The organism is Streptomyces sp. IBSBF 3136, assembly GCF_036815105.1.
Classification (GTDB): domain Bacteria; phylum Actinomycetota; class Actinomycetes; order Streptomycetales; family Streptomycetaceae; genus Streptomyces.
The window spans coordinates 1-13575 of record NZ_JAJSZC010000215.1; the positions used below are offsets into that span (position 1 = coordinate 1).

Here is a 13575-nt window from a genome sequence, read left to right on the forward strand (position 1 = left end):
GTCAGGGGCGGGGGCGGGGTAGGGGCTGGGGCTGTCATGGCGCCTCCACGGGGCTCCGGGTGCTCGTTCGTCCAGTGCGTAACTGGGACCCGAAGGTAGGGAGGACGCGTTTCCTGCCGGTGGCTGTGCGAGTGACCGCGAGGGAACGTTGCTCTCACTCGGCCCGTGGGCGGCCGGTGAGGGCGGACGCCCCGCGGGCCGTCCTCACGCCGGCCTGCGCCGCCCCCCGCGTCCAGCGACCGGGGTTTCGTGGTTGCCACCCTCACTTCTGGGCGCTCATCACACGATCATCAATGGCCGGGAACCATCGGTCGGTTGGCCGTAGCAGCCACCTTTCGGCGCGAGTGATCTCCGTCGCGGCCGCTCTGAGCGCGTCCAGCCCGGGGTGGACCAGCCCCTTTCGCCACACGAGTGACACCGGCGACAGCGGTACGGGATCGACGAGCGGCCGTAGCACCGTGCGGGGCATGGCCGGAAAGTCCACCACGGCCAGAATCGGATTGCGGGTCTTGGCCATGATCCGCTCGAATTCCTCGTCCCCGACCGCCAGCGGAAGGGGTGATGCGAGTCGGATGCCGTGCCCCTCGAAAAGGTGAACCGCCAGATCGGTCCACTCCCGGGTGCGCGGGTTCCCGGCCCCGGCGTACACCGTCTCACCGGCCAGCGCGGCCACCGGGACCTCGGGAAGTGCGGCCAAGGGGTGGTCGTCGGGCAGGACCACGGCCATCGGCTCCCAGCGCACGGGCTGCTGTTCGAGCCCGGACCGCAGGGCGGGCTCCAGGCCGGCGAAGCGCCCGAAGGAGGCGTCCAGCCGGCCCGCCAGCAGTTCCCCGGCCGCTCCCGTGAGGCCGCTCTCGTAGCGGGCCATCAGCTCGCAGTCGGGGGCGAGTTCACGGGCCCGGTGCAGCACCCGCCGGCCCGTGACCAGCCCCGCGGAGTTGAGGTCGACCAGCAGCGGCCGGGCCTGCCCGAAGGCGGCCAGCAGATCGTCCTGGGCGGCGAGCACCCGCCGGGCGTGCGGCAGCAGGCGCTCGCCGTCCGCCGTCAGCGCGACCTGCCGGGTGGTCCGCAGGAACAGCTCGGCGCCCAGTTCCCGTTCCAGGCGCCGCACATCCCTGCTGAGCGCCTGCTGGGCGACGTACAGCCGGGCCGCGGCCCGGGTGAAGTGCAGTTCCTCGGCGACGGCCAGGAAGGCGCGCAGCAGCCGGGGGTCGAGGGAGACGGGAGCGGGCATGCGGGGGAATTTACAACGGAAGCGCGTGAATCGGCACGGAGAAGGTGTTGGACCCGGTGATCCACTCCGGGTGACCGTGGGGTCATGCCGCAACAGACCACCGAAGCCGCCCGAATACGGCGCGCACCGTCACCGTCCACCGGATACCGCCGCCTGTTCCGCCTCCCCGGCACCCGCGCCTTCACCGCCGGCAACCTGATCGCCCGGCTGCCCATGGGGATGTTCGGGGTGAGCGCGGTGGTGATGATCGCCGGGGCCCGGGGCTCGTACGCCCTCGCCGGTGCGGTCACCGCCACCGGGCTGGCGGCGACCGGGGTGGCCGGGCCCTGGATCGCGCGGCTCGTCGACCGGTACGGACAGACCCGGATCGCCGTGCCGGCCACCGTGACGGCGGTGCTCGGCAGCCTCGCGCTGCTGCTCTGCGTGCGCTACGACGCCCCGAACTGGACCCTGTTCGCCGCCTACGCCGCCACCGCGTCCACCCCCAACATCGGCGGCCTGTCCCGCGCCCGCTGGGCCCACCTGCTGCGCGACGACCCCGGGGCGCTGCACACCGCCAACTCCTTCGAGCAGGCGGCCGACGAGCTGTGCTTCATGCTCGGCCCGGTCCTGGCGTCCTTCCTGACCGGCGCCTTCTTCCCGGAGGCGGGCACCCTCACCGGTGCCGTCCTGCTGCTCGGCGGCATGCTGGTGTTCACCGCCCAGCGGGCGACCGAGCCGCCGCCGGCGACCCGTTCGAAGGGCCCCTCGCCGCTGCGCACCCGCGGGATCCCGCCGCTGCTGGCCTGCTTCGTGGCGACCGGCGCGGTGTTCGGCTCCATGGAGGTCGTCACGATCGCCTACGCGGACGCCCAGGGGCACCGCGCGGCGGCCGGCGCGGTCCTCGCGCTTCAGGCGGCGGGCTCGTGCGCGGCGGGCCTGGTCTACGGCGCCCTGAAACCGGCCGGGCTGCGGCTCGGCCACTGCCTGGCCGGGATGGCCGCGCTGATGACACTGCCGTGGCTGGCCGCGTGGGCGACGGGGTCGCTGTGGGTGCTGGCGGCCGCGCTGCTGCCGGCGGGGATGGCGACGGCACCGACGATGGTGACGGCGATGACCCTGGTCCAGCGCCGTACCCCCGCCGACCGCCTCAACGAGGGGATGAGCCTGGTGGTGACCGGCCTGCTGACCGGAATCGCCTGCGGTTCGGCGACGGGCGGCTGGGCGGTGGAGCACCTCTCCCCCACCACCGCGTACGCCGTGCCGGTGACCGCCGCCGCGCTCGCCCTCGTGCTGGCCGCGGTGACCCGTGCCGGTGCCGACACGGCCGCCGCCGACACGGCCGGTGCCGACACGGCCGCCGCTGCGGCCGCCGCGTGACGGCGGCTGCGCCACGGCATGACGACGGCCCCGCCGCTCGGAAGCGACGGGGCCGTTGCCCACATGGGGTACTCCCCGCGGGGAGCTGGTGGAGATGGCGGGAATCGAACCCGCGTCCAACGGTGCAGAAGGAGGGCTTCTCCGTGTGCAGTCCGCTTCGCTTTTCTCGGCCCCGGAGATCACGCGGACAAGTCTCCGACGGGCTCAGTCACTGTTTGGTTTCCCTCTTCACCCCGTGACCGGGATCAAGGTTTAGTCCCCTAGTCGATGCCAGGATCCGGGTCGGGAACAGCCCCGGGCTGACACTCCTATGAGAGTTCGCTAGCTGCTAATTAGGCAGCGAGGGCGAACGAGGAGGAATCGCGCTTGGTGTTGGCGATTATTGTTTTCGGCCTGTGGTTTACGAGATCATGGCCGCTTCCTCGACACGCTTCCCCTGCTTCGACATCCGCTGTCGAAACCGATCATCCCCATGTTGATTTTTCAATCCCTCCGGAGAGGGTCACACGCACCCTCCGTGGGGTGCTGCTGCCATCGTACGTGACCAACGCGGGTCGAGGCCAGCGTATTCCCGCTAGCCCCGCTGCTTGCGGCGCACGGCCGACATGGCGCGGTCCGCCTCGCGACGGTCCTGCTTCTCGCGCAGGGTCTGGCGCTTGTCGTACTCCTTCTTGCCCTTCGCCAGCGCGATCTCGACCTTGGCCCGGCCGTCCTTGAAGTACAGGGCCAGGGGCACGATGGTGTGACCGGTCTCCTGGGACTTCGACTCCAGCTTGTCGATCTCGTCGCGGTGCAGCAGCAGCTTCCGCTTGCGCCGGGCGCTGTGGTTGGTCCAGGTGCCCTGGCTGTACTCGGGCACGTGCACGTTGTGCAGCCACGCCTCGTGACCGTCCAGCTGCACGAAGCCGTCGACCAGCGAGGCCCGCCCCTGGCGCAGTGACTTCACCTCGGTCCCCATCAGGACGAGACCGGCCTCGTACGTGTCGAGGATGAGGTAGTCGTGCCGCGCCTTCTTGTTCTGCGCGATCAGCTTGCGCCCTTTTTCCTTAGCCATAGTGCCGACCATTTTCGCACCATGGAGGGGGTGGGAGGGAAGCGCATTAAGAGGGGGGCTACGAGGGGTCGCCCAGGCCGGTGAGGACCGTCTCCGCCCGCCGCAGGGCTCCGGGCCCCGCGTCAAGGTCGGGGGTGATGCCCCGGCCGTCCACCGCGTGCCCGGACGGGGTGCGGTAGTGGCCCACGGTCAGCTCGGCCACGGAGCCGTCGGGCAGCTCGGTCGGCATCTGGATGGAGCCCTTGCCGAAGGTGCGGGAGCCGATCACCACCGCGCGGCCCCGGTCCTGCAGGGCCCCGGTGAGCATCTCGGCCGCGCTCATCGTGCCCCCGTCGACGAGGGCGACCAGCGGCCGGGCGGTGTCGCCGCCGGCGCGGGCGTGCAGGGCGCGCTGGGCGCCGTCGACGTCGTAGGTGGCGACCAGGCCGCCGTCCAGGAAGGCGGAGGCGGTGTCCACGGCCTCGGTGACCAGACCGCCGGAGTTGCCCCGCAGGTCGAGCACGATGCCGGCCGGGGCCTGCCGTACCGCGGCGCGCACGGCGTGACCCGAGCCCTTGGTGAAGGAGGCGATCCTGATGACGGTGACCCCGCCGGGCAGCTTGCGGGTGGTCACCGAGTCGGTCGACAGGCGGGCCCGGTGCAGGGTCTCGGTCCACGCGCGCGTGCCGCGCTGCAGGCCGAGCGTGACCGTCGTACCGGCGGGCGCGTCGTCGGCGTCGCCGCGGAGTAAGGAGACCACCTCGGTGACCGGCCGTCCGTCGACAGCGCCGCCGTCGACGCTGCGCAGCCGGTCGCCCGCGCGGATCCCGGCGTCGGCCGCCGGCGAGCCCGACTGCACCCGGGTCACCTCGATACGGCCGTCCGCCTCGCGCCGCGCCCACAGGCCGACGCCGGTGTACTGGCCGTCGAGGGCGTCCCGGAACTCCTGGTACTCGTCCTCGGAGTAGACGGCGCCCCAGCGGTCGCCGCTGCGGCTGACGGCCCGCTCGGCCGCCTCCATCGGCGACTTGCCGTCGGCCATGGCCCGGGCCGCGGCTTCCCGCACGTCCTCGTGGGACGCCGAACGCGCGGGCCCGGCGGCGGTCTTGCGGCCTGAATGGCTCCCCTGGCCGTTGTCCGGGAAGGAGCCGGTGGCCGCGCCGGCGACGAGGACACCGGCGAAGACCAACGTCAGGGCGGCCCCGCGGCCGAAGCGGCGGGGCTGACAGAACAGGTCGCGGCCCGACATGGCGGTGAGTCTAGGACAACGCGAAGGGCCGTACGGTCGCTTGCCCGTACGGCCCCGTTGGCATGCGTCACACCTTCAGGTACTTGCGCAACGCGAAGAACGCCGCCAGGGACGGCATCAGCACACTGGTCGCGAGGATCAGCGGGAGCTTGGTCAACACCGCGTCCCAGCCGACGAAGTTGATCAGGGTGAGCTTGGTGGACAGCGCCATGCCGTGGTCGATCGTGAAGTACCGCCCGATCACGAGGAAGAAGCAGGCGAGGCCACCGCCGATGAGTCCGGCGACCGCGGCCTCCATGATGAACGGCGCCTGGATGTAGAAGCCCGAGGCACCGACCAGGCGCATGATCCCGGTCTCGCGCCTGCGGCTGAACGCCGAGACACGCACGGTGTTGACGATCAGCAGGAGCGCGACGAGCAGCATCAGCGCCATCACACCGAGGGCCGCCCGGTTCATCAGGTTGAGCAGCTGGAAGAGGTTGTCCAGGATGCCCTTCTGGTCCTGCACCGACTGCACCCCGTCACGGCCGTTGAACGCGGTCGCGATCACCTGGTACTTCTGCGGGTCCTTGAGCTTGATGCGGTAGGACTCCTGCATCTGGTCCGGCGTGAGCGAGCTGGCCAGCGGGGAGTTGCCGAACTGCTCCTTGTAGTGCTTGTACGCCTGGTCCTGCGACTCGTACGCGACCTTCTCGACGATCGGCATCTTGTGCAGGTCGCTGAGGATCTGCTTCTTCTGGTCCTCGGTGACCGCGCCCTTGGCGCAGTTGACGTCCGACTGCGCGTCGCTCTTGTTGCACAGGAAGATCGAGACGTTGACCTTGTCGTACCAGTAGCCCTTCATGGTGCTCACCTGGTCGCTCATCAGCAGGGAGCCGCCGAAGAGGGCGAGGGACAGGGCGACGGAGACGATGACGGCGAACGTCATCGTCAGATTGCGGCGGAGACCGACACCGATCTCCGACAGGACGAACTGGGCGCGCATGGCGTCTGGTCAAGCCTTTCCGTCGTGAACTTGCTTAGTGCTGGTAGCCGTAGACGCCGCGGGCCTGGTCACGCACGAGGCGGCCCTTCTCCAGCTCGATGACGCGCTTGCGCATCTGGTCCACGATGTTCTGGTCGTGCGTCGCCATGATGACGGTGGTGCCCGTCCGGTTGATGCGGTCGAGCAGCTTCATGATGCCGACGGAGGTCTGCGGGTCGAGGTTGCCGGTGGGCTCGTCGGCGATCAGCAGCTTGGGCCGGTTGACGAACGCGCGCGCGATGGCCACGCGCTGCTGCTCACCACCGGACAGCTCGCCGGGCCTGCGGTCCTCCTTGCCGCCGAGTCCGACGAGGTCGAGCACCTGCGGCACGGACTTGCGGATCTCGCCGCGCGACTTGCCGATCACCTCCTGCGCGAAGGCCACGTTCTCCGCGACCGTCTTGTTCGGCAGGAGGCGGAAGTCCTGGAAGACCGTCCCGAGCTGGCGGCGCATCTGCGGCACCTTCCAGTTCGAGAGGCGGGCGAGGTCCTTGCCCAGCACGTGCACCTGGCCATGGCTGCACCGCTCCTCGCGGAGGACGAGCCGCAGGAAGGTGGACTTCCCGGAGCCGGAGGATCCCACGAGGAAGACGAACTCGCCCTTCTCCACTTCCAGGGACACATCCCGCAGGGCTGGGCGGGTCTGCTTGGGGTAGACCTTGGAGACGTTGTCGAATCGGATCACGGATGCACCACGGGTCGCCGGGGGTAGATGAGCGTGACCATACGCGAACCGGGTGCGCGAGCGCAGGGCCCGGGCGTGGTTGGGTGCGGCTTGTGCGTTTTTGTACAGGCGTGAATGTGGGGTTCTCCGGGCGCCCGCGCTCTTTCCGGGGGAACCTGGCAGAGTGGAGGGGGAACGTTCTGGTTCCCGTGTGCGTTATATGTGTGATGGCCGGCGCGAGGAGGGCGAGCGCATGACGTACGACCGGTTGGTGTGCGCGAACTGCGCGTCGCCGGTGAGCGAGGGCCGGTGCCCGGTGTGCCGCGCCAACCGCGAGCGACTGCAGCAGGAGAACTTCTTCGCGGGGCTGAACCCCATGGCGCTGATCGCGCTGCTCGCGGTGCTGATCGCCACGGTCGCGCTGCTGGCGCACCAGACCGCGTAGGAGACCCGTCCGGGACGGCGCACGCGACGACGTGCGCGACGGCCCGGGAAGACGCCGGAAGGGCCCGGAGCGCCGAGCTCCGGGCCCTTCGGCGAGCGTGCCGCCTGCGGTGTGTGACCGCGGGGTTACGTTCAGGCCGCAGCGCCGCCGCGGCCGTTGACCAGACGCGGCAGGACGCGGAAGCCGATGCCGCCGGCGATCATGGTCGCGGCGCCGACGATCAGGAACGCGGTCTGGCCGGCACCGGTCTCGGCGAGCTGCTTGTCGCCGCCCTGGGCCGTGGTGTCGGAGCCGGTGTCGGTGAGGGTCGAGGAACCCTCCTCCTGCGGGACGTTGTCGTTGCCGCCACCGTCGGGGGTGGTGTGGCCGTTGCCGCCGGAGGTGCCGGAGCCGCCGGTCGAGCCGCCGTTGCCGGAGCCGCCGTTGCCACCGGAACCTCCGTTGCCGCCACCGGTGCTGGAGCCGCCGCCGGTGCTGGAACCGCCACCGGTGGTGCTGTCGCCGCCCGTGTTGCCGTTGCCACCGGAGTTGTTGCCGCCGGTGCTGCCGTCGCCGCCGGTCGTGGTGGTGCCGCCGTCGGTGCTGGTCCCACCGACGCTCGCGGTGCCACCGACGCTCGCGGTGCCGCCGTCAGCGGTACCACCGATGCTGGCGGTACCACCGTCAGCGGCGCCGCCGTCAGCGGTGCCACCATCTGCGGTGCCGCCGTCAGCGGTACCACCGATGCTGGCGGTGCCGCCGTCAGCGGTACCACCATCCGCAGTGCCACCGTCAACGCTGCCGCCGTCGGTGCCACCGTCGGTGCAGATGCCGATCGGGCAACCGCCGTCGGTGCCGCCGTCGGCGCCGCCGTCGTCCTCTCCGTCCGCGCTCACCCCGAGGGTGAGCGGCCCCGCCTGGACACCGAGGTCCAGGGCGGAGGCGGCACCGGCCGCGGTCAGCGAGGCACCGGCCGCGATCACGGCGCCGGCGGCTATCCGCGCGACCCGGATCCGCGTCTTCTTCGTCATGTGGTTGCTACCCCCAGTAGCTGTTCGTCAATGAGGCGGCGCTCGGGGCTGGCCGTGATCGACGGAGGCAGCTGACGAAGCCCGATGCGAGTCGAGCGTTTCCATTCCCCCGGTTCACATGCGCCCCAGAGATACGCATGCCACGCTTCACCCTTCCCACTTTTCAAAGCAGCGTCAAGGCCATTGCGCGCGCAATGTCCAGCAGGGGGGCGTTTGTTGGGAGTTGGAGCCTGTGAGTGTGATGTAAAACCCAGACAAATGACAACTGCCGCCTCCAGGGCGGCAGTTGTCATGTCGACAAAGTCACTTCTCTTGCTGCTTGCGCCAGCGAATACCGGCCTCGAGGAAGCCTTCGATCTCGCCGTTGAACACGGACTCGGGGTTGCCGACCTCGAACTCGGTGCGCAGGTCCTTGACCATCTGGTACGGGTGCAGCACGTACGAGCGCATCTGGTTGCCCCAGGAGTTGCCGCCGTCGCCCTTCAGGGCGTCCATCTTGGCCTGCTCCTCCTGCCGGCGCCGCTCCAGCAGCTTGGCCTGGAGGACGTTCATCGCGGTGGCCTTGTTCTGGATCTGCGACCGCTCGTTCTGGCAGGAGACCACGATGCCGGTGGGGAGGTGCGTGATGCGCACCGCCGAGTCGGTGGTGTTGACGCCCTGGCCGCCGGGTCCGGAGGACCGGTAGACGTCGATGCGCAGGTCGGTCTCGTCGATCTCGACGTGGTCGGACTGCTCGACGACCGGCAGCACCTCGACGCCCGCGAAGGAGGTCTGGCGGCGGCCCTGGTTGTCGAAGGGCGAGATGCGCACCAGGCGGTGCGTGCCCTGCTCGACGGAGAGGGTGCCGTAGGCATACGGCGCCTGCACGGCGAAGGTGGTCGACTTGATGCCGGCCTCTTCGGCGTACGACGTCTCGATGAGCTCGGTCTTGTAGCCGCGCTGCTCGGCCCAGCGCAGGTACATGCGCTGGAGCTTCTCGGCGAAGTCGGCGGCGTCCACGCCACCGGCCTCGGCGCGGATGTTGACCAGCGCCTCACGGGAGTCGTACTCGCCGGACAGGAGGGTACGGACCTCCATCTCGTCCAGCGACTTGCGCACCGACACCAGCTCGGACTCGGCCTCGGCCCGGGTGTCCGGGTCGTCCTCCTCCTCGGCCATCTCGAAGAGGACCGCGAGATCGTCGATCCGGCCGCGCAGCGCCTCCGCCTTCCTGACCTCGGCCTGGAGGTGGGAGAGCTTGCTGGTGATCTTCTGCGCCTCGTCCGGGTTGTCCCACAGGGACGGCGCGGCCGCCTGCTCCTCGAGCACGGCGATGTCTGCCCTCATCCGGTCGAGGTCCAGGACGGCCTCGATCGACTCCATGGTCGAGGAGAGGGACTTCAGCTCTTCGGATACATCGACGACTGCCACGCCTCCAGCGTAACGGCTCCGCCGAGCGCCCAAGGCAGGGTGCGCCCAGCCGGGGACCGCAGGCGCCCCGCAGCCCGCCGCCGGGAGGTCACGGGGCCGAGGTGCTGTGGGTGTCCTGCGGCGGCTCGTCCCCTCCCGAACCGGCCCACCAGGCGCCGACGCCCACGAGGGCGGCGACGGCCACCCCGGCCACGCCGAGGGTGATCCTGCGCCGCCGTACGGTCGCCCGGTGCCGCGCCGAGCCCGGCCTGGGCGCACCGGAGGCCCGGGGCACCCGTGCCGTCCCGTGCGCGCCGCCGGCCAGCTCGTCCGGCGCCGGCACCCGCATCGACGTGTGCGTGTCCCGGTTGGAGTCCGGCCTGGCGCCGGGCACCAGGGACACCGCGCCGCGCCGCCGTACCGGCTCCGCCCCGGACTGAGCGGGCGGCACCGGCTCCTCGTCCGCCTCCTCGGAGAGGTCGGGCTCGTCCACGTCCAGCGGCGGCATGCCCGCGAGCATCGGGAGCTGCTCGCGGAGCCTGGCCGCCAGCTCCGAGGCGCGCAGCCGGGAGGCGGGGGCCTTGGCCAGGCACTGGACGATGAGCTGCCACAGCTCGTCGGGGATGCCGGGCAGGGGCGCGACGCTCTCGGTGACGTGCCGGCGCAGCACCGCGCCGGGGTGGCCGCCCCCGAAGGGCGTGAAGCCGGCGAGCAGCTCGTACAGGACCGTCGCCAGGGCGTAGATGTCGACGGCGGCGCGCGGCGGCAGGCCCTCGACGATCTCGGGGGCCAGGTAGTCGGGGGTGCCGATGATCTTCGTGGCGCGGGTACGCTTCGGTGAGTCGATCAGTTTGGCGACGCCGAAGTCGGTGAGCAGCGCCGGGTGGGCGCCGCCCGGGCCGAGCGGGCCCTGCATGTCCAGCAGGACGTTCTCGGGCTTCACGTCCCGGTGCACGACCCCGGCCGCGTGGGCCGCCGCGAGGGCGTCGGCGACGTCGGCGACGATCGCCACCGCGGCCTCGGGCGCCAGCCGGCGCTCACGTTCCAGGCGGGTGCGCAGGTCGGTGCCGCGTACCAGGTCCATGACGAGGGCCAGGTCGTTGCCGTCGACCACCAGGTCGCGGACCGAGACGATGTGCGGGTGGTCCAGGCCGAGGAGTGCGGTGCGCTCCTGGACGAAGCGGCCGACGAGTTCCTGGTCGGACGCGAGGTCCTCGCGCAGCAGCTTGACGGCGACGGGACCGTCGGGCCCCTCGCCCAGCCACACCGTGCCGGCGCTGCCCCGCCCCAGGATCTGGTTGGCGGTGTACCGGCTGCCGATCTTCCGTGCCAAGACTGCTCCTACCGACGCGTGTTGTCGCTAAAACTACGCGCCGGAGGAGCCAACCTTCACCGTGGAGACGGAAATCACCCGCCAGATGTCGACAAATTCCCAAACTGGCGATCAGTTGCCGCTACCGGAGGAATCCCCGATCCGCTTGACCCAGTGGCTCACCTTGCCGGCCCAGTCGCTGAGCTGGGACCAGTAGCCCCGGCCCTGGCCGATCCAGTTGTGCAGCGGGGTCAGCTCCCAGACCAGCCAGCTCGCCACGACCAGGATGACGATCGTGAACAGGCAGCCCTTCAGGCAGCCGAGGCCGGGGATCTTCATCGGGTTGGCGCCGCGCTGCCGGGCCGGCCGGGGCTCGCGCGCGGGCCGCTGCGGTTCCGGGGCGGGGGGCGCGTACCGCTGCGGCTGCTGCTGCGGGGCGTAGCGCTGGGGCTGCTGCTGCTCGGGGTAGCCGTACCCGGCCGGCGGCCGCTGCCGGCCGCGCGGCTGGGGCTGCTGCGGACGCGCCTGCGGCGCCTGGCGCGGCTGCTGCTGCGGCCTGGCCACCTGCCGCTGGGGGCGGCGGCGCAGCGGGTCCTCGTCGGGGTCGATGTACTGGATCTGCGTCTGCTCGTTGCGGTCGCGGGCGGCGCGCAGCTGGGTCTGCCAGGGGTGCGGCTGCTCGGGCTGTCCGCCCGGCTGCCCCTGGGGCACCGGCGGCAGGACCGCGGTCGGGTCGGCGGCGCCGGTGCTCGGCAGGACGGCCGTGGGGTCGGCCGCGCCGGCGGGGCCGCCGGTGTGCGGCAGGAAGCTGGTCGCGGCGTTCGGGTCGTACCCGCCCGGCGCGTTGGTCGGCAGCACCTGGGTGGGGTCGGCGGCGCCGGGCACGCCAGGGACCGCGGCCGGGGCCGGATCGGGGGCCAGCAGGGCGCCGACGCCCTCGGCGGCGGCGATCTGCGCGGCGTTCGCGTGCACACCGACGCCCTCGGCGACGACCCGCAGCCCGCGCGCGAGGTTCTCGGCGCTGGGCCGCTCCTCCGGGTTCTTGCGCAGGCAGCGCTCTATCACCGTCCACAACGGGTCCGGGACGGTGGAGGGCCGGCGCGGCTCGGCGCTCAGGTGCTGGTGCAGGACCTCGAGCGCGCTGCCGCCGGAGAACGGCGGACGGCCGGTGACCAGCTCGTAGAGCAGGATGCCGGCGCCGTAGACGTCGACGGCGGAGGTCTGCGGACGGCCCTCGGCGGACTCCGGGGCGACGTAGGCGGGAGTGCCGACGAACTCGTGGGTCCGGGTCAGGCCCGGGGAGTCGGCGAGGCGGGCGATGCCGAAGTCGGTCAGCATCGGGTGCATCTGGCCGTCGTACTGCCGGAGCAGCACGTTGGCGGGCTTCAGGTCGCGGTGGACGACGCCGTCGGTGTGGCTCGCGGCGAGGGCGTCGGCGATCTGCGCCGTCAGCAGGGCCGCGGCGACCGGGGTGAAGGGGCCGTTCTCCCGCAGGTAGCGGTGCAGATCGGGGCCGTCGACGAGGTCCATGACCAGGGCCAGCAGGTCACCCTCGACGACCAGGTCGCGGACCCGGACGATGTTGGGGTGGGTGAGCCGGAGCAGGACGGAGCGTTCCCGCAGGAACCGCATCACGATGTCCGGGTCGCTCGCCAGCTCTTCCTTCAGGACCTTGATCGCGACCGTCTCGCCGGGCTGGCCGGGCACGGCCGCCTCGGCACCCGCGGTCTCGCGCTGGCGAGCACGCCAGACAGTGCCCGTGGCGCCGCGTCCGAGCGGCTCCTCGAGCAGGTACTTGCTGCCGACTGGCCGCACGTCACGCGCTCCCTGCTGCTTGCTGGCTGCTTGCATGGCTGCTTGCTCGCCGGTGTTCCGGTGTTCCGATCCACTGTAGTGCCGCCCCCGAGGGCACTACGTAAACGTTCCCGTCGATGTTCGAAGGAAAGACGCTCGCTCCGGTCTCCTGGTTGCCAAGGGCGGCACGTGACCGATCTCAACTGATCATCGATGCGCCAGTGGTCAGGCACTTTTGGGGGCAGAGCTGACCAATCAAGATCACTTGGCCCCGGGGCGCGGGCGTGTTGTCAGCGACAGGTGCGAGGATGCGTGCAGTACTGGCCGAGTGCTCGTGCGGGGGTGGGGTACGTCCGCGCCCGGGCAGAAGGGACCGCTGACGGCGATGCAGATCCGGCTGACCGTCGTAGACCCGCTGGGCCCGACCCCGCACCGGGGCCGAGCCGCGAGCCGCGACGTGCTGGTGACGGCGCCCGCGGGCACGGACCTGGGCGCCGTGGCGTCGGCGCTGGCCTCGGCGGTCACCGGGGAGGGCGGCACGGGCCGGGACACCGGCGGTTCCCCGGTCGTGCTGTACGCGGGCACGGACCGGCTGGACCCCCGCCGCCACACCCTCGGCGAGCCTCCCCTGGTCGACGGCGCCGTGCTGTCCCTGGGCGCACCGGCGGCCCCCGAGCCGCATCCCGAACTGGACGACGCCCCGACCCAGCTGCACGTGGTCGCGGGACCGGACGCGGGCGGGGTCCATCTGCTGCACGGCGGCCGGATCACCGTCGGCCGCTCCGCCGACGCCGACGTCCCGCTGGACGACCCGGACGTCTCCCGTGTGCACTGCGCGGTCACCGTGGCCGCCGACGGCCGCGTCTCGGTGGCCGACCTCGGCTCCACGAACGGCACGGCCCTGGACGGCACGCGCGTGGGCGAGCGCCCGGTGCGGTTCTCCGCGGGGGCGCTGCTGCGGATCGGCGAGTCCGCCCTGCGGGTCACGCCGTCCGGCGGGCCCGGGGCCCGGGTGCGCACGGTGCCGGACGGGGAGGGCTGCGTACGGGTCGCCCTGGAAGC

12 protein-coding genes and 1 other RNA gene are annotated in these 13575 nt (G+C 71.7%); 3 read left to right on the forward strand and 10 right to left on the reverse strand.

Annotated features, from left to right (window positions below; translation table 11 throughout):
- Positions 1-262: 262 nt before the first annotated feature.
- On the reverse strand, positions 263-1234 hold the full coding sequence (locus V7E45_RS32350; protein ID WP_333777800.1) for a LysR family transcriptional regulator: 972 nt from the start codon (positions 1232-1234) through the stop codon (positions 263-265).
- Positions 1235-1318: 84 nt separating this feature from the next.
- Between V7E45_RS32350 and V7E45_RS32355 the strand changes: the two genes are divergently transcribed.
- Positions 1319-2593 (forward strand): MFS transporter, encoded by a 1275-nt coding sequence (locus tag V7E45_RS32355; protein ID WP_333777801.1) that lies wholly within the window; start codon positions 1319-1321, stop codon positions 2591-2593.
- 86 nt (positions 2594-2679) lie between these two features.
- Here V7E45_RS32355 and ssrA read toward each other — a convergent pair.
- The 5 genes from ssrA to ftsE form a co-directional block, all read right to left on the reverse strand.
- Positions 2680-3065, reverse strand: a transfer-messenger RNA (tmRNA) gene (gene ssrA / locus V7E45_RS32360).
- Positions 3066-3167: 102 nt separating this feature from the next.
- Positions 3168-3647: an SsrA-binding protein SmpB gene (gene smpB, locus V7E45_RS32365; protein WP_333777802.1), complete on the reverse strand. Its 480-nt coding sequence runs from the start codon at positions 3645-3647 to the stop codon at positions 3168-3170.
- Positions 3648-3705: 58 nt separating this feature from the next.
- Positions 3706-4875 (reverse strand): S41 family peptidase, encoded by a 1170-nt coding sequence (locus V7E45_RS32370; RefSeq protein WP_333777803.1) that lies wholly within the window; start codon positions 4873-4875, stop codon positions 3706-3708.
- Positions 4876-4942: 67 nt separating this feature from the next.
- Positions 4943-5860 (reverse strand): permease-like cell division protein FtsX, encoded by a 918-nt coding sequence (gene ftsX / locus V7E45_RS32375; RefSeq protein WP_333777804.1) that lies wholly within the window; start codon positions 5858-5860, stop codon positions 4943-4945.
- Positions 5861-5894: 34 nt separating this feature from the next.
- Positions 5895-6584, reverse strand: coding sequence for a cell division ATP-binding protein FtsE (gene ftsE / locus V7E45_RS32380; protein ID WP_020940379.1), 690 nt, complete (start codon positions 6582-6584; stop codon positions 5895-5897).
- A 232-nt stretch (positions 6585-6816) separates the two neighbouring features.
- Here ftsE and V7E45_RS32385 point away from each other — a divergent pair, with 232 nt between their 5' ends.
- The gene (locus V7E45_RS32385) at positions 6817-7008 is read left to right on the forward strand and encodes a hypothetical protein (RefSeq protein ID WP_317443646.1); all 192 of its coding nucleotides are present in this window, start codon (positions 6817-6819) and stop codon (positions 7006-7008) included.
- A 131-nt stretch (positions 7009-7139) separates the two neighbouring features.
- Here the strand turns inward: V7E45_RS32385 and V7E45_RS32390 are convergent, their stop codons facing one another.
- From V7E45_RS32390 to V7E45_RS32405, 4 genes are all read right to left on the reverse strand, one after another.
- Positions 7140-8018, reverse strand: coding sequence for a hypothetical protein (locus V7E45_RS32390; RefSeq protein WP_333777805.1), 879 nt, complete (start codon positions 8016-8018; stop codon positions 7140-7142).
- 303 nt (positions 8019-8321) lie between these two features.
- Complete coding sequence (gene prfB / locus V7E45_RS32395; RefSeq protein ID WP_333777806.1) at positions 8322-9428, reverse strand: peptide chain release factor 2; 1107 nt, start codon at positions 9426-9428, stop codon at positions 8322-8324.
- Between the two features lie 88 nt (positions 9429-9516).
- Positions 9517-10740 (reverse strand): serine/threonine-protein kinase, encoded by a 1224-nt coding sequence (locus V7E45_RS32400; protein WP_333777807.1) that lies wholly within the window; start codon positions 10738-10740, stop codon positions 9517-9519.
- Positions 10741-10851: 111 nt separating this feature from the next.
- Positions 10852-12534 (reverse strand): serine/threonine-protein kinase, encoded by a 1683-nt coding sequence (locus V7E45_RS32405; RefSeq protein ID WP_333777810.1) that lies wholly within the window; start codon positions 12532-12534, stop codon positions 10852-10854.
- Between the two features lie 364 nt (positions 12535-12898).
- On the opposite strand from V7E45_RS32405, the gene V7E45_RS32410 reads away from it, so the two are divergent.
- Positions 12899-13575, forward strand: a 677-nt coding sequence (locus V7E45_RS32410; protein ID WP_333777808.1) for an FHA domain-containing protein, incomplete at its 3' end; no start/stop codon positions are given.